This window comes from Methanosarcina vacuolata Z-761, assembly GCF_000969905.1.
Lineage (GTDB): Archaea > Halobacteriota > Methanosarcinia > Methanosarcinales > Methanosarcinaceae > Methanosarcina > Methanosarcina vacuolata.
Map to the genome: position 1 here is coordinate 324020 of NZ_CP009520.1, position 15221 is coordinate 339240.

Annotated in this window: 16 protein-coding genes; 11 read left to right on the forward strand and 5 right to left on the reverse strand. The window is 42.0% G+C overall.

The window, feature by feature from the left end:
- The first annotated feature begins 22 nt into the window (after positions 1 to 22).
- On the forward strand, positions 23 to 475 hold the full coding sequence (locus tag MSVAZ_RS01485; RefSeq protein ID WP_048117157.1) for a universal stress protein: 453 nt from the start codon (positions 23 to 25) through the stop codon (positions 473 to 475).
- A gap of 204 nt (positions 476 to 679) precedes the next feature.
- Here the strand turns inward: MSVAZ_RS01485 and MSVAZ_RS01490 are convergent, their stop codons facing one another.
- The 3 genes from MSVAZ_RS01490 to MSVAZ_RS01495 all read right to left on the reverse strand — a co-directional run bounded on the left by MSVAZ_RS01490 (position 680) and on the right by MSVAZ_RS01495 (position 1787).
- Positions 680 to 1267, reverse strand: coding sequence for a TOBE domain-containing protein (locus MSVAZ_RS01490; RefSeq protein WP_048123529.1), 588 nt, complete (start codon positions 1265 to 1267; stop codon positions 680 to 682).
- A gap of 5 nt (positions 1268 to 1272) precedes the next feature.
- Positions 1273 to 1431: a TOBE domain-containing protein gene (locus tag MSVAZ_RS19085; protein WP_084626042.1), complete on the reverse strand. Its 159-nt coding sequence runs from the start codon at positions 1429 to 1431 to the stop codon at positions 1273 to 1275.
- Positions 1432 to 1595: 164 nt separating this feature from the next.
- Positions 1596 to 1787, reverse strand: a complete 192-nt coding sequence (locus MSVAZ_RS01495) for a P-loop NTPase family protein (protein ID WP_048117160.1) — start codon at positions 1785 to 1787, stop codon at positions 1596 to 1598.
- Between the two features lie 328 nt (positions 1788 to 2115).
- Between MSVAZ_RS01495 and MSVAZ_RS01500 the strand changes: the two genes are divergently transcribed.
- Complete coding sequence (locus MSVAZ_RS01500) at positions 2116 to 4035, forward strand: sodium:solute symporter family protein (protein ID WP_048117163.1); 1920 nt, start codon at positions 2116 to 2118, stop codon at positions 4033 to 4035.
- Positions 4036 to 4096: 61 nt separating this feature from the next.
- Here the strand turns inward: MSVAZ_RS01500 and MSVAZ_RS01505 are convergent, their stop codons facing one another.
- Positions 4097 to 4906, reverse strand: a complete 810-nt coding sequence (locus MSVAZ_RS01505) for a sugar phosphate isomerase/epimerase family protein (RefSeq protein WP_048117165.1) — start codon at positions 4904 to 4906, stop codon at positions 4097 to 4099.
- 803 nt (positions 4907 to 5709) lie between these two features.
- Here MSVAZ_RS01505 and mtrE point away from each other — a divergent pair.
- The 9 genes from mtrE to MSVAZ_RS01550 all read left to right on the forward strand — a co-directional run bounded on the left by mtrE (position 5710) and on the right by MSVAZ_RS01550 (position 13103).
- Positions 5710 to 6624 carry a tetrahydromethanopterin S-methyltransferase subunit E gene (mtrE, locus tag MSVAZ_RS01510; RefSeq protein ID WP_048117168.1) on the forward strand — a complete coding sequence of 305 codons (915 nt, stop codon included), beginning with the start codon at positions 5710 to 5712 and terminating at the stop codon, positions 6622 to 6624.
- The gene (gene mtrD / locus MSVAZ_RS01515; protein ID WP_048117171.1) at positions 6621 to 7373 is read left to right on the forward strand and encodes a tetrahydromethanopterin S-methyltransferase subunit D; all 753 of its coding nucleotides are present in this window, start codon (positions 6621 to 6623) and stop codon (positions 7371 to 7373) included. The genes mtrE and mtrD overlap by 4 nt, the downstream gene beginning before the upstream one ends.
- A gap of 1 nt (position 7374) precedes the next feature.
- Positions 7375 to 8175, forward strand: a complete 801-nt coding sequence (gene mtrC, locus MSVAZ_RS01520; protein ID WP_048117173.1) for a tetrahydromethanopterin S-methyltransferase subunit MtrC — start codon at positions 7375 to 7377, stop codon at positions 8173 to 8175.
- Positions 8172 to 8498, forward strand: coding sequence for a tetrahydromethanopterin S-methyltransferase subunit B (locus tag MSVAZ_RS01525; protein WP_048117176.1), 327 nt, complete (start codon positions 8172 to 8174; stop codon positions 8496 to 8498). Before mtrC ends, MSVAZ_RS01525 begins: the two co-directional genes overlap by 4 nt.
- 1 nt (position 8499) lies before the next feature.
- Positions 8500 to 9222: a tetrahydromethanopterin S-methyltransferase subunit A gene (gene mtrA / locus MSVAZ_RS01530; RefSeq protein ID WP_048117178.1), complete on the forward strand. Its 723-nt coding sequence runs from the start codon at positions 8500 to 8502 to the stop codon at positions 9220 to 9222.
- Positions 9222 to 9443 (forward strand): tetrahydromethanopterin S-methyltransferase subunit F, encoded by a 222-nt coding sequence (locus tag MSVAZ_RS01535; protein ID WP_048117182.1) that lies wholly within the window; start codon positions 9222 to 9224, stop codon positions 9441 to 9443. Before mtrA ends, MSVAZ_RS01535 begins: the two co-directional genes overlap by 1 nt.
- A 13-nt stretch (positions 9444 to 9456) precedes the next feature.
- Positions 9457 to 9675 carry a tetrahydromethanopterin S-methyltransferase subunit MtrG gene (mtrG, locus tag MSVAZ_RS01540; RefSeq protein ID WP_011306266.1) on the forward strand — a complete coding sequence of 73 codons (219 nt, stop codon included), beginning with the start codon at positions 9457 to 9459 and terminating at the stop codon, positions 9673 to 9675.
- A 13-nt stretch (positions 9676 to 9688) separates the two neighbouring features.
- Positions 9689 to 10639, forward strand: coding sequence for a tetrahydromethanopterin S-methyltransferase subunit H (gene mtrH, locus MSVAZ_RS01545; RefSeq protein WP_048117186.1), 951 nt, complete (start codon positions 9689 to 9691; stop codon positions 10637 to 10639).
- Positions 10640 to 11990: 1351 nt separating this feature from the next.
- Positions 11991 to 13103 carry a hypothetical protein gene (locus MSVAZ_RS01550; RefSeq protein ID WP_048117189.1) on the forward strand — a complete coding sequence of 371 codons (1113 nt, stop codon included), beginning with the start codon at positions 11991 to 11993 and terminating at the stop codon, positions 13101 to 13103.
- Positions 13104 to 13368: 265 nt separating this feature from the next.
- Here MSVAZ_RS01550 and MSVAZ_RS01555 read toward each other — a convergent pair whose 3' ends face one another.
- Entirely contained in the window at positions 13369 to 14871 is a 1503-nt protein-coding gene (locus tag MSVAZ_RS01555; RefSeq protein WP_048117191.1) for an RtcB family protein, read from the reverse strand.
- Positions 14872 to 15221: the final 350 nt, after the last annotated feature.

Sequence of the window (15221 nt, forward strand, 5' to 3'; positions counted from 1 at the left end):
GTGAAGCAAGTGGAGATAAAATATGAAGAGAAAACTTTTCCGAAATATAGTTATTGCAACAGATGGATCTAAGAATGTTCAGAGGGCTATTTCTCACGGTATTGAGTTTGCAAAACTTAGCGGAGCCATTGTCCACGCTCTTTACGTAGTAAATACACCCTCTACAATTTCTGAAAATTGGACTGCTGGTAAAGAAACAATCTATAATATTATGAAAAATGATGGGCAGAAAGCAGTATCTAAAATTAAGAAGATTGGAGAGGCCTCAGGTGTAGAGGTCAGAGAGGTCCTTTTAAAAGGGTATCCAAGTAGTGAAATCATCTATTTCGCGGAAAATAACAATATTGATTTGATAGTAATGGGCTCCCTTGGAGCAACCGGACTTGAAAGGTTCCTAATAGGAAGCGTTGCAGAAACAGTAGTAAGAGGTTCTAAAGTCCCGGTCCTGGTTGTCCGGAGTGAAAAGCAAAGCTGAACTTTCTGTTAACTGGAAGCCTTTGAGAATATAAATAAATCAGAATTCAGGACTAAAAATAGAAAATATAACTCCATCTATAGTCACGAAGCTAAATAATGCAAATATTCAATGAGGTGCAATGAAGGTTTTTGTTGCAACAATCACAGGTGTGACTATATGTATTGGAAAATGTATGCTCCTGTCAAATTGGGTTATAATTTTTCAGTCGGAGCGATCCGTCTCCATTGAATCGATTTTTGCAGGTTTTTTTTCACCGACAATTTTTGCAACCATTACCTCGGTTGATTTGATGACCGCGTAAACCATGTCTCCTGGTTTGATATCGAGTTTTTCTACAGCTTCTTCAGTGACTACTGAGGTTATAACTGAAGGTTCCATTTCTATCGTAATTTTAGATACAAGCCCGTTTTTTTCCACTTCAAGCACTTTACCAGGTAGCTGGTTTCTGGCTGATAATTTGAAGCTTACGTTTTCCCAGGCTGTTTCATCCCCTATGGTTTCACTAATAAGCTGCTTACTGGATTCGTACTCAGCTAACAGCTTTCTTCCGAGGTCTGTCAGGAAGGTACCCTGATTTTTTCCTCCTCGTACAGTGACGACTGCGGGTTCGCCAAGAGCTTCATTCATTTTTTTAAGTACTATCCAGGCTTGTTTATATGATATCTCAAGCTTCTTGCAGGCTTTCCGAAGTGAATGCTCTTCTTCTATCGTCTTCAGTAACTTAGCTCTTCCAGCACCCATGACGGTCTTTCCGTCTTCCGTAAACCAGACCTTTGTTCTTGCTTTCACAAATTTCACCTTTTACACCGGAGCACATGGACAGAACTTGCCCTGTAATGGGCATACACCGGAACTCCAGGAAGGGTACCCATTTCCTCTGCTGATTGTCGGGTTATGAGGGCATTAAGAAGAACGCTGCAATCAACTTTCACCCGAACAAGAGCTCCCAGCATCCAGCTTTCAGTAACCTTGCCCTGTAGAGAGTTTCTGATTCAGGATTGTGTGGAAGTCTTACTTAAATCTATGTTCTCAGACGTCAGGAAGGCATGTAACTGGCTACCTACCTTAATATCCCTGAAGCGTGAATAATTCTCTCTCCGGCTTCAATCCTTATAAGTCAACGGCCTGCAGAGGTAACCTTACCGTTCAGCATATTTTCAAACCCTACGAAGCTGGCTATCCTGCTATCAATCGTTTTTTCGAAAATTCCTCCCGGAATCCCTACCTGCATAAGTTTTCCGTCTATTATTATCGTGATCCTGTAAGCCATTGTCCGCTGTTCGGTCTGGTCATGGATAGTATGCAGCATAGTCAACTTTTTATTTGCCCATATATCCTGAAAAATGACGGAAATTACAACAGTAGCCTGAGACTATTTTAAAAATAAACTTTATAATATAATTACTAAAAATAAATCTAGTTTTAATTAAAGCTAGATTGTCTAACTGTAAAAAAAGATGCCTGTAAGACTATAAAGTGTTAAATAAATGTTGTAGTGAAAGTAAATGTTTATTTATTTATATGCCGATACGATGAGCATATATATAAAGTCTTATATTTGAAAATTGAATAATATCTCGAAAATTCGATAAAATAAGTGGCTTATACACATTACTAATATCTCTGAAGGTCTATTTATGAATGGCTATAGTGTTTTTCTTTTAATGCTTACAGTCTATATAGCTGTGCTTGTGGCTATTAGCTGGTATTTTAATAGTAGACAGAAGTCCATTACCGATTTCTGGCTTGCCGGCCGCATGATAGGGCCAACAGCAATAGGTTTTTCGGCGGCAGCTTCATGGTTAACAGCCGGAGGAATTCTTGCAGTTGTCGGATATTTTATGTTAGGAGGAATGGGTTCTATATGGGAATTTGTTGCTCCTAATATCCTTGCTCTCCTTGTTATTGCCGTGCTTGTAAAGAAGATTAAAAGCCTGCCCGCAATCACACAACCCGAACTTCTGGAACAACGTTATGGTAGTTCAATAAGATTGCCAATTGCCGTGATTATTACTGTTGTAATGACCCTTTTTTCAGTATCGGATATTACAGGGCTTTCTCTAGTGTTGCAGGTATTTTATGGCCTTGATCCCCTCTATGCTGCAGCTATTATTGCGATCTCAGTTTCTCTCTACGTAACTTTGGGAGGACTTTCAGCAGTGATCTGGACAGATGTTATCCAGTTTTCCTTCCTTGCGATCTTCGCATTGGGAATGGCTTTTGCATCAGTAGGAACAGTAGCTGACGGAGGACTTAATACTACTGCAATAAGCGCTTCCCAGCTTTTTGGAAATGTACCTGGCAGCTGGTGGAATCCCTTTTCGGTTGGTCTTCCTCTTATAATGATCCTTAGCTTTGCCTTAATTCCTGGCTGGATTACTGAGCAGGATCCCTGGCAAAAAGTCTGGGCTGCAAGAGATGCAAAATCTGCCAGTCGTGGAATGGTAGTCGGTGCTCTCATGATTACTGTAGTCTTCGCAGCCTGCGCTGTAATTGCGATAGCTCTCAATTCTGTATATCCTGAAATAGCAAAGATGGGTTTTCCTGCAGGCATGGGTCTGGCAGAACCTGCACTCCTGAACTTTGTCAATACACGTTTTGCCTCTGCCCCTGTGATTATAGCCTTAAGCGCAATCGGGCTTGCGGCAGCTTCCATGTCCTGTACAGATACTTTTTCAACTTCAGGAGCCTCCTGTGTCTCCAGGGACATTTTCCAGAGATACATAAAGCCTGATGCCACAATGAAAGAGATGCTCGCGGTAAACAGAATCAGTGTCATCGCTATCATACTTGCGGCAACAGCAGGCTCATTTGTAATTCCAAACATTATCGATGCCATTCAAATCGCAACTTTCATTGCAAGCTCGTCCTACTTCTTCCCTTTAATGGGAGGCCTATACTGGAAGCGGGCTACTAAAGAAGGAGCTTTTGCAGGAATGGTCGTGGGATTCTTAGTTCAGGTGGTTCTTGTGGCGTTGGATCTTATAAAAACACCACCTTTGGGCACCAACTATCTTGAGACAATCCACCCGATCCTCACAGGTCACGGAGTAATTGTAGGAATGACCGTGAGTGCAATTGTTTTCTTTGGAGTATCCCTTATGACAAAACCCTCAAGCAAGATTCACCTTGCGCCTTTCTTCGAAGAGGAAGCCGAAAAGCTCGCCCATTACGAAGCAAAGGGAGTCAGTGAAACAGATAAGTCTTACAGCGCTTTTCTTGAAAACGTTGATGAAAAAATTACCGGGGAACGTGCTCATCTCCAGCTTAATCTCCGAGCTTCTGGAAATCTCAACTGGCATGAAATAACAGAACGGCTTAAAATCAGCTATCCTGCCTGGATAACTCCTACAGGAATTGATTCGGTATACAGGTTGACCCATGGTGATATGCTTTCCTGTGTTGCGATAACGAGAGGGAGCGGAGATAGAGATATCTGGCTCAAAGCCGAGCCTACCCTTGAAACCGTGGGAAGGCAGAAGAGGGAACTTTTCACAGCCTACGAAGAGTTAACAAAAGTACTTGGCCAGAAGAACATAAGCCTGGACTTTTTTTAAGTAAAAGTTGAGGTTCTTACCAGAACCCATCTGTTCTTCTTTTTTCAGATTTAAGCAAATTTTATAGCTTGAAGGCGTTTCCAAGGGTCTTTTTTCCAAACAGAATATCTTCAAGAGAGAATACCTCAAAATTATAGACGCCTCTGTATCCCGAAAGCAATTTCAGGACTGAAAAGTCCGCACAACCTTCTCCGGGAGCCATATGCTCATCTCCATCGTATTTTTCTGTCCATTGACCACTATTATCATGCAGGTGAAGATGGATAATATGCTTCTTCAAGGTTTGGACAAATTCCCTGAGTTTTTCAGGATCACCTCCACAGGTAAGGTTTGCGTGTCCTATATCAAATGTGGCTTTCAAGTGTTCGGAATTCACAGCTTCTATGGTCCGGGAAAGCTCATCAGCCTCACAGCAAAAATTCGAAGGATCTGTACCTTCCTTGTTTTCAAGGCCCAAAATAACCCCATAATCTTCAGCCACGGATGCAAGCATGCTGAGATTTTTGACCATCGAAAAATAAGATTTTTCCCTGTCAGGTCCAATCCTACCCGGATGTAATACCACAACAGGGGCTCCTATGCGGCCTGCAAGCGAGATTGATTCTTCCATAAGGGTAAATTCCCTCTCGCTCATTTTTGCAGTATCAACCTGGAGAGCTGAAGGATATTTCAAGTCTCCAGCAGAGTAAGGGGCGTGAACTGTATATGCAAAATCGTGTATCGAGATTTCGTCAAGTACCCGGTCAAGCTTTTCAATTTCAAGTGTCGAACCTTTGTAGATCCCAAGTTTGGGGATATACAATTCTATGGACTCAACATGTTCCTTTAAATCCCCAGGGCGGCCGGCAAAAGATGAAGCTCCTAAAATCACGCATTATGCAAGGAAACTAAATATAAAAATCCTTTTCTGATGCCTGCAGAAATCAAATTCATAAATAAATATTAGCCAAATTCCCAAATTTCTAAAATAATTAATTCCTGGATAAGTGAAATTGAAACTATACAGTGAGTTTCTCTTAAATTGCGGCCAAACAGGTTTTTGTCTTATTATTATTTAATAAATCAGCCAACATATTTATATATAAATAAATGTTACCAGCCGCACAATCTAAATTTATTTATAAATAATTTTTATATTAAATATATAGTTTATCGTGAAAAATATATTTTGACTATGGGTACAAACAGTGTTAAATACTTTTTTATATATGACACAGAAAACATACCTTCTTCTTTTCTCAAATAAACGAGAAAGTTAATAGATCGTACATTTTATAAATATTTCTAATATAAAAACTACATCGGGAAAACTTATTAATATAAAATTATTAATTATATTCCTGAAAATAAATACAAAAATTCATTAGTTACAATCGGAATCTTTATATTATATTGGGGAGAGTTGAATTTTTTTATTTATATAAATTTACGACTTTGTTTATTTTTACCTGCGCTGGCTGTCTTATAAAATTGATTGTATATTATATAGGCATATAATAATATTTTAAAAGCCTACATATTTCGAAAGGTTTATGAATGATCCTCTCTAATCAAAAAATTAACGCGCGTCATAATCATATTTCTTTGTAATGATATGGCAGACGATTTTAAAAAAATGTACAGCGTTTTTTGAATCCACCTTATTACATGTAATAATACAAAGGAGGAAAATGAATGGAACCACTCATAAGCATGGGAGTGCTTGCACTTATTGGAGTGGCTGCGACCATTGCAGGTGCCTCAGAGGACCTGGAATCTGATATCGGTTCGCAGAGTAACCCTAACTCTCAGGTGCAGTTAGCTCCCCAAATGATGTTTCCCCACAGAATATTTAACAAAGCGATATCTGGAGAACCACCATCAAATGCATTAATGTGTTCGATCGGTGCAGCCGTTGCAACAGTACTAATAAGTGAGTTTACGATGTCCCCACTTTTTGCACTGGTATTTGGTTCCCTCATTGCAGCATGCGTACACGGTACCTTTGCGGTAACTGCTACAATGGGCAGATGTGCCAGTCAGAGTCGGTTCAAGCAGCCGATTTATCTTGATATGATAAGGGCTCACACCCCAGCAATTATGGGATATGCGTTCATAACAACTTTCTGTGTTCTAGTGGTATCGTATTTGATGACCGTTGTACTCGGACACCCCTTCCCTCTAACTATGCTGGCTTTTATCTGGGGTATCACGGTGGGTGCAATTGGATCGTCAACAGGTGACGTTCACTACGGTGCAGAGCGTGAGTTCCAGCAGTTTGAATTCGGTTCAGGGCTGAACGCTTCGAACTCAGGAAACATTGTAAGATATGCCGAATCTGGTCTCAGGGATGGTTTCGATAACTCCTGGTTCTGTGCCAAGTTCGGAGGTCCTGTCACAGGGCTTGCTTTTGGTATGACTGTATTCCTGGGAAGCTGGGTAACAACTATTTTTGATCCTGCAAAAGGTCTGACCATGGGATGGCTTTCTGTTGTTGCAGGTGTTGTCATTGTCTTTATTTTAATTATCTGGAACTGGAAGATGGAAGTCGAAGCCCGCAAAGCATTTGGACCTTACAAAGAAGATAAGGCTGAGGAGGCTTCAGCATGATTGACGCTATCTTTGGAAACATTATCTGGATGGCCCTTATCACAATCGGCGGCGTTCTAATTTCCTGGAGTGTTCACTTTGTGCCTGTGGGCGGTGCACCTGCAGCTATGGCTCAGGCAACCGGTATCGGTACAGGTACAGTACAGCTGGCAGCAGGTGCCGGTCTGACAGGGCTTGTTAGTGCAGGCTTCATGATGAATGTAACAGACAACCTTCCACTAATTCTTGCCTCAGGCGCAGTGGGTGCAATGATTATGATCGCTGTGACCATGATTGTTGGTACCTGGGTTTATGTTTATGGTGTGGGAGTTGTGCCTTCTTCAGCAAAAGTAAAAATTGATCCTATTACAAAGTACAGGCAGGATCTTTATGTATCCCAGGGTACTGAAGGGCACGGGCTTCCTACAGTAAGTTTTGTGAGTGGAGTTATAGGCGGTGGCCTTGGTGGAATTGGAGGGTCCCTTGTTTACTATTCACTCATAGAAGTGGGTATGAACGCAGGCCTGGAAGCTGTTGGAGTTACCAATTCTGTCACAGGACATGAGCTTGTAGCAGTTGCAGCAATATTCGCAATAGGTATTTTCTTTGTGAACGCTGTAATTCCTTCCTATAACATAGGAGGTACAATTGAAGGGTTCCACGATCCAAAATTCAAAAAATGGCCAAAGGCGGTAGTTTCCTCCCTCGTAGCAACATTACTGTGTTCTATCGTGGCGGTAATTGCAATTGCACAGCTTGGAGGTATCTAAAATGTCTGCAGGTGGAGCAGGAGAAGCCAAAGGCGGATATCCTGCACAAACAATAATGGCTTTAGGTATAGTCGGCGGCCTTGTCGGGATTTACCTCGGTCACTTTGCGCCTCCAGCATATTCTTTCTTCGGAGGAATCGGGGCAATTTGTGCAACGGTCTGGGGTGCTGATGCGGTTCGCCGTGTTGCAAGCTATGGACTTGGTACTGGTGTCCCATCAATAGGTATGCTATCCCTCGGTATGGGTATTATAGCAGCTCTTTTCGGGCTTTCAATAGGAGGTCCCGCAGGGCCCATAGTTGCATTTATTGTAGCAGCAATTATAGGTGGTGTTATTGGTGCCCTTGCAAACAGAGTAATTGGAATGGGTATCCCCATTATGGAACAAGCAATGGTAGAGATTGCAGGTGCAGGTACTCTTGTAATTATCGGGCTGAGTGTCGTCATTGCTGGATCCTTCGATTTTGCTGCAGTTGTCCAAAACGTCGTTGCAAACGGATACATTGCACTGATCTTTATAATAGGTGGTATGGGAATCCTTCACCCCTTCAACGCTAGCCTGGGACCTGATGAGAAGCAGGACAGAACCCTCATGCTTGCTGTTGAAAAGGGAGCAATTGCATTAATAATTGCAGGCTTTGCTTCTTCACTCAATGAAGGACTAATGGCTGCTGGCTTAAACATGCTTATAGGAATTGTCATCTGGTATGTTGCCTTTAGCAAGCACTACGCACTCATTAAGAGAGATGCATACGCAGTGGTTGGTAGTGGTATGCTGCCAAGTCCGGAGGAACTACAATGAGCATGGTTAGAATAGCTCCCGAGATAAATTTAGTTCTGGACCCAGACACGGGAACCGTGACACAAGAACGGAAAGACTCGATTCAGTATTCTATGGAACCCGTGTTTGAGAGAGTGGACAAACTGGACGCAATTGCAGAAGACCTGCTGAATTCCCTTTCGCCCAGCAAACCGCTTCTTAATTCCTGGCCAGGCCGTGAGAACACCTCCTATATGGCAGGATTTTATGGAAACACTTTCTACGGAGTTGTTGTAGGTCTTGCCTTCAGCGGGCTACTGGCTCTTATCATATATATATCAAGTTTGATGAAAGGGGTGGTGTAAAATGGCAGATAAGAGAGAACCAGCCCCAGGATGGCCTATCCTGAAAGGAGAATATGAAGTAGGCGATGCCAAGAACTGTGTACTGGTAATTACCTGCGGATCACACCTCCCGGGAAAGCCAGTCCTTGATGCAGGAGCAGCCGTTACAGGGTCCTGTAAAACCGAAAATCTTGGTATTGAAAAGGTAGTTGCCCACGTTATCTCAAATCCTAATATCAGGTATCTGCTTGTAACTGGCTCTGAAGTTAAGGGGCACGTTACCGGGCAGTCAATTATGGCCCTCCATGCAAACGGTGTAAAAGAAAACAGGATTGCAGGGGCAGTAGGCGCAATTCCATATGTGGAAAACCTGAATGCAGATGCAATTGCCCGCTTCCAGCAACAGGTTGAGGTTGTCAACCTTCTGGATACTGAAGACATGGGTGCTATTACCTCCAAGGTGAGAGAACTCGCCTCAAAAGACCCGGGTGCCTTTGATGCAGAACCACTGGTTGTGGAAATCAGTGAAGAGGGCGGAGAAGAAGAAGAGGGCGGCGTTGTCAGGCCTGTCTCCGGGGAAATTGCAGTTATCCGGAGCAGACTGAAAGCAATTGAATCCCGCATGCTTGATATAGGAAACTTGAACAAGTTCCACTCAGGAGTTCACGCAGGAAAGATCGAAGGTGCCATGATTGGTTTGACAATAACCATATCCCTGCTTGGGTTCTTACTGCTAGGGAGGTAATGAAAATGGCAGAAGAATACGATAAAGGCGTCCCAATGGTGCTTGCCCCTCAGATGGGCGCGATTGATGCTACTGTTGAGAGCATTCGATATAGAGCACAGTTGATTGCGAGAAACCAGAAGCTGGATTCCGGGGTTGCGGCTACCGGAGTGATCGGCTTTGCAGCAGGTTTCATCTTTTCGCTGCTGATGGTCATCGTACTCCCGTTACTAGTCTGGTGAGAGGTGAAATAATATGGATGGAAAAGCACCAGCAGCATTTGTAGAGCCAGGTGAATTTAACGAAGTAATGAAAAGGCTCGATAAGATCGATGAAAAGATTGAGTTTGTCAACAGTGAAGTTGCGCAAAAAATCGGAAAGAAAGTAGGAAGGGATATTGGAATTCTGTACGGCGGATTTATTGGCCTGCTGCTCTTCCTGATATATACCGTGGTATCATCAATGTTCATGTAAATGAGGGATCAAAATGTTCAAGTTTGACAAGAAACAGGAAGTTTTTGAAATAGGTGGAGTTAAATTCGGTGGACAGCCGGGTGAAAACCCAACCGTATTAGTCAGTACTATGTTCTATGCAAGGCACAAGATTGTGACCGATGAAGATAAGGGTATCTTCGACAGGGCAGCTGCAGAAACCCTCTGGAACACCCAGGTCTCACTGAGCGACGCCACAGGTCTCCCCTATGTGAACCAGATTGTAGGAGAAACCCCTGAAGCGATCAAGCACTATATCGACTGGTTCATTGAGATTGACGACAGGACACCTTTCCTGATCGACTCCTCAGCTGGAAATGTGCGTGCAGCCGCAGCTCAGTACTGTACTGAAATAGGTGTTGCAGACAGGGCAATCCACAACTCGATCAACGCAAGTATTGAACAGGAAGAAATCGATATTCTCACAGAAAGCGACGTATCAGCTGCAATCGTTCTTGCCTTCAATGCAACCGACCCGACCGTAAAAGGAAAGGTAGATATCCTTGAAGTCGGCGGTTCCGGACAGACCAAGGGTATGCTCCAGGTCGGAGAGGAATGTGGAATAAAGTATCCCATTATCGATGTTGCAGCCATGCCTCTTGGTGCAGGCTCAGGTGCAACAATCCGTTCGATACCCACACTGAAAGCAAAATTCGGATTGCCAATTGGTGGTGGATACCACAACATGGCTTCTGCATGGGACTGGCTCCGCAAATTCAAGAAGACTCAGCCTGACCCCAAGGCAATCTACATGCCTGCAGATATTGGTACCAACCTGGTGGCTCTGATTGCAGGGTCCGACTACCTGCTCTACGGTCCAATCGAGAACGTAAACCAGATTTTCCCGGCTGTTGCAATGGTAGACATCATGCTCGGTGAAACTGCAAAGGAACTTGGTGTCGAGATCGCAGACCTGGAAAACCACCCGGTAACCAAGTTGACATAATCAAAAAGAATAAAATTACAGAGAGTCTCAGGACTCAAAAGCAGAGGAAATTTTCCTTTGCTTTTTTCTTCTTTTAAAAAGTTTTGTAGTATTTTCATCTGATTCAGGTTCTTATTCTTGATTTTTTTGGTTTTGCTTCCCTCAGTGCTTTCTGTATTTATCCTCTATATTACTTTGAGAATATTTTTTGACTTGTCTACTTTCATATTATTTTTATCTACTCTTAAGTCTGATCTCCAGATGATAGGACTTTTCGTTGTTTTGTGTGGCTATCTCCATAGTGTACTCATAAAAACCAATAGTTATGCCTGTAATTGTTGCAACAAAAAAACTCCACTGTGCCTCATCGGCAGTTGCATTATTTAGCTTCGTGACTAAATGTGATCTTGAATTGAAAATCATTTTGTCATAGGATGGCAAAGAGCCAAAAATAGAATATTTTGGTAAGCCAGGAGATAATGCCAGTGAATAGGAATAATATGAATTTAAGGGCAAATAAGTGTGTTATGGATGAGCTAGAAAGGAAAAGATAATGATAAGCTTCTGTCCTTCATCAGGAGAAAAGTCCCTGGCTGGCTAAATAATCCATCTGAACCTGCCAGGTACTTATGACTCCACTCCCAAACTCGCTTTTTGGGACTGTTATTGCCTCTGAAGATTGTGAGTTTTCAGGAAAATTGTAATAACCTGTGAGTTTTTATCCTGCGCTTAAGCAGGAGCTATACAATCTACTCAGAAACTCACGGCTTTTGAACATGTCAACCTATACTCTCAAAATTAAATTAGGGTAGATAATCGAAGGTTAAACAAACTGTAAGGATAGGGTGAAATCAATAATGCGATCTTCCAGGTTATAGCAGTCCGACTTACATCCCAATGTTTTTAATTTACATATTGTACACTCTCTTAACATATATATATAAAGAGTTGTGAACCAGTACCATTCGTTTCCAGTCGTTTGTCAAGCTTTCAGTTCAACGTTCTAACGAAAATTAATTACACTTTGAAAGTAGGACAACATTCTAAAATATACATCCAGGCAATTCGACGGAATTTATAGGTATGCCAATATTGTTATTATATTTTAAAATTAATCGGGACTTTGGATGGAACGTCTTTTAATCCTAATAATCAAAGAGTAGTAATAAATAGAAAGATTTAATATTCGGTAGCACTTACCAGTATCATAAATAGAGTCCTAAATAAGAACTTTTAGAACTCAAAGTGTACTTCTTAAGAAAAAATGTTTTTCTAAATCTCTAACCGGAAACCACAAAAAGTCCTGATCTTACGGGCATCAAAACGGATCATAGCATAAATAGCCAGGAAACCGGATCTATCGGGTGGAAATATGCTGATCAGAAAGAACATTTCCCTGGATGATAAATACCTTAAAAAGTTACAGCCCCTTCTGGATGCCAATAATGGAAATTTGAGTGCCGCAGTCAGGGATACCATTGAAGTTGCGGATACAGCTCTTTTATGTCATAAAAGTATTGATGAAGCAATTCGATTTTTAAAAGAAACTCCTGCAAAAGAAGAGTTAAATGAGACAATCCAGAACGGAGAGAACATCGTTATAAATAAAACGATGCTTGAATGGCTGTTCAGGTGTACCAGGGGTAGGCTAACGGATGAGGATCTTGTTAATGAGCTTATCAATCCATTTGAGATCCAGGATATGAAACAACTCGAAGATTACCTTAATAGGGTTTCCAGAAGCTATCAATGGGTAATTCGAACTTCAATAAAGTGTGAAGATATTAATAATCCTGAATCTGCACTGGTACTTATTTCCAACTCGACAGTACACAGTAGAGACTTTTTTGCTCAGCTTGTGGCTCATTTTCTTTCAAGATGGAAACAGCTTGATGTTGAGCATGTTTTCAGGAGATCAAACTCGACCCAGATTTCTTTCAAAAGAAATACCTCTATCTCATCGAACGAAATTATGCCCGGAATCCGGAAGAATTTTGGATATCTTGATATTTTATGTAAGGAGTTGGACGACAATACTGAATTCTGGACTCAGCTTATGTATACTTATAGTGCTGAGCGGTTCAACCTCGTGACTCTTCATCGGAGCCAGTTTGAAGTTTTTGCAACTGGAGAAGTCCCAAACCCGACAAAAATTCTTGAGCGCCTTTGCAAGCAGTTGATAAGTGAAATGACTCTTCCGGACTTGCTGGTTCATTTTAGAAAAATGTACCTTGCAACTCAGCTTGTCAAAAATATAGAAATCTCCCTTGAACCTGGAAACGAATCAGTAACCATTTTCCATGACTTCAAAGATGAAAGGGTTATTCGTAATCTGGTTAAGTATTTTTCAAATATATTCCGGGAAAACGGCACGCCTTTTGAGACATTTTCATATTCGAGCATGATTGTATTTCGGTTCTTCCAGGGGCGAGAACCTGACAGTTCAGATTTATGTTTGATAGAATCAATGAAAGATCCCGATTAAATTGATCCGAATAACCTGAAGAAGTTCAAAGGTCTACTGGAGTTCAAAGGTATATTGGCCAGAACCAGAAAATAAATAAAATATTTTTATGACCCCATTGAAAAAATTCAGGGCTAACATTAAGAGCTAAAATCCAGGGCTAAAATTCAGGGCTAAAATTAAAGGGTAAAATTTTAGCCCGTAGATTAAAGTTCCCATAGAAACTTCAGGTACTGAAGCCTATAATTTCTGACACTTATTGTTTAAACCGGTCGTTTAATCTTAGTTAACCTTTTGTAACCCCCAAAGGAAGGACTCTTGCGACCTTACGGGCAATTCCGAGTTCGTGCACGACATTTACCACTTCGCTGCTGGACTTGTATACATCCGGAGCTTCCTCTGCAATGACTGAAGGATGGGTGGCTCTTACTGTAATGCCCCGAGCTTCAAGGTTTTCTTTTATGCTCTGTCCGCGGAATTCTTTCTTTGCATGTGCTCTGCTCATGACCCTGCCAGCCCCATGACAGGCACTACCGAAAGAAACATTCATAGCCTCTTCTGAACCGCATAGTATATAAGAAGGAGTTCCCATGCTTCCAGGAATCAGCACTGGTTGGCCTACATCTCTGTATACGGCCGGGACTTCGGGATGCCCTGGAGGAAAGGCTCTTGTTGCTCCTTTCCTGTGTACATACACCTCTTTTTTCTTGCCGTCCACGGTATGTTTTTCAAGTTTTGCCACGTTATGAGCAACGTCATAAAGCAAATCCATGCCCAGGTCGTCAGCATCTCTCTCAAATATTCTTTCAAACGATTCCCTTGTCCAGTGAGTAATTATCTGACGATTTGCCCATGCATAATTTGCAGCACAGAGCATGGCTTTAAAATAGTTCTGGGCTTCCCTTGACTGGGCAGGGGCACAGGCAAGTTGTTTGTCCGGAATTTCTATTTTATAGTTCTTTACGGCCTGAGAGAGTTCCTTTAAGTGGTCAGTACAGATCTGGTGCCCTGCACCTCTTGACCCACAGTGGATCATTACCGTAACCTGGCCTTCTTGAAGCCCAAAGGTTGAGGCTATTTCCTGATCATAGATCTTATCAACATACTGCACCTCAAGGAAGTGGTTGCCGCTTCCAAGAGTTCCTAACTGAGGTTTTCCTCTTTTTCTGGCTTTTGTGCTTACCTGGGCAGGGTCAGCTCCTTCCATATACCCATTAGCTTCACAGTGCTTGACATCAGCTTCTACGCCATACCCGGCTTCTACAGCCCAGCTTGCCCCTTCTAAAAAAGCACTGTCCAGTTCTTTATCCGACGCCCTGATCCGGCTTTTGGAACCAACGCCTGCGGGCACATTACTAAAAAGCTCGTCAGTTAACCTCTTTATGTTTGGAACTACCTCTTCTTTCTGAAGGTTGGTACGGATTAACCTTACTCCGCAGTTGATATCAAAGCCCACCCCGCCCGGGCTGATAATACCTTCTTCTACATCAAAAGCGGCAACTCCCCCTATAGCAAAGCCATAACCAAGATGAGCATCAGGCATTGCCATAGAGTACTTCTGAATACCAGGTAGGGTTGCTACATTTGCAATCTGGTCGATAGTCTCGGGTTCAATGCCTTCAAGCAAACTCTGGGATACAAACAGGCGGCCTGGAACCCGCATGTTAGGGATGTGGCCAACAGGAATTTCCCATTCGTTTTCGGAAAGCTTCCTGACCATACCCTTTACATCCTTCTGTATATTTTCCGTGCTTAATTCCTCAATAGCTGTATCTTCACTCTCTACCATGATTTATGCTCCCTGCTCCTTCATGCTTTAGATATAATCCTGGAACTACTAATTTATCTTCCGTTTTCCAGGGGTTCTGCATATTAATTTGGAAATGTGATCAAGATATACTGTGTCAGGCTGGATTAGAGCCACAATGAATTTTGGAAACGGATTTAAGATCGGTTCGATATAACAAAGTCGATCTAAATGTTTGATATAACAAAGTCGATCTAAATATGACTGAACCAATTCAGGACTAGATAATTCAACTTGAGATATACTTGAGATATACTTGAGATATACTTGAGATATACTTGAGATATACTTGAAATATTATAGTACTTGAGATATTATAGTGCAGAATAGGA

What these genes read in the sequence shown, in the direction of transcription:
- MSVAZ_RS01535 (WP_048117182.1), top strand. Translation starts at nt 9,222, where the DNA reads ATGAAAATGGCAGAAGAATACGATAAAGGCGTCCCAATGGTGCTTGCC.
- mtrE (WP_048117168.1), top strand. Translation starts at nt 5,710, where the DNA reads ATGGAACCACTCATAAGCATGGGAGTGCTTGCACTTATTGGAGTGGCT.
- mtrC (WP_048117173.1), top strand. Translation starts at nt 7,375, where the DNA reads ATGTCTGCAGGTGGAGCAGGAGAAGCCAAAGGCGGATATCCTGCACAA.
- MSVAZ_RS19085 (WP_084626042.1), bottom strand. Translation starts at nt 1,431, where the DNA reads ATGCTGGGAGCTCTTGTTCGGGTGAAAGTTGATTGCAGCGTTCTTCTT.
- MSVAZ_RS01500 (WP_048117163.1), top strand. Translation starts at nt 2,116, where the DNA reads ATGAATGGCTATAGTGTTTTTCTTTTAATGCTTACAGTCTATATAGCT.
- mtrH (WP_048117186.1), top strand. Translation starts at nt 9,689, where the DNA reads ATGTTCAAGTTTGACAAGAAACAGGAAGTTTTTGAAATAGGTGGAGTT.
- mtrA (WP_048117178.1), top strand. Translation starts at nt 8,500, where the DNA reads ATGGCAGATAAGAGAGAACCAGCCCCAGGATGGCCTATCCTGAAAGGA.
- MSVAZ_RS01485 (WP_048117157.1), top strand. Translation starts at nt 23, where the DNA reads ATGAAGAGAAAACTTTTCCGAAATATAGTTATTGCAACAGATGGATCT.
- MSVAZ_RS01495 (WP_048117160.1), bottom strand. Translation starts at nt 1,787, where the DNA reads ATGCTGCATACTATCCATGACCAGACCGAACAGCGGACAATGGCTTAC.
- MSVAZ_RS01525 (WP_048117176.1), top strand. Translation starts at nt 8,172, where the DNA reads ATGAGCATGGTTAGAATAGCTCCCGAGATAAATTTAGTTCTGGACCCA.
- mtrG (WP_011306266.1), top strand. Translation starts at nt 9,457, where the DNA reads ATGGATGGAAAAGCACCAGCAGCATTTGTAGAGCCAGGTGAATTTAAC.
- MSVAZ_RS01555 (WP_048117191.1), bottom strand. Translation starts at nt 14,871, where the DNA reads ATGGTAGAGAGTGAAGATACAGCTATTGAGGAATTAAGCACGGAAAAT.
- MSVAZ_RS01550 (WP_048117189.1), top strand. Translation starts at nt 11,991, where the DNA reads ATGCTGATCAGAAAGAACATTTCCCTGGATGATAAATACCTTAAAAAG.
- mtrD (WP_048117171.1), top strand. Translation starts at nt 6,621, where the DNA reads ATGATTGACGCTATCTTTGGAAACATTATCTGGATGGCCCTTATCACA.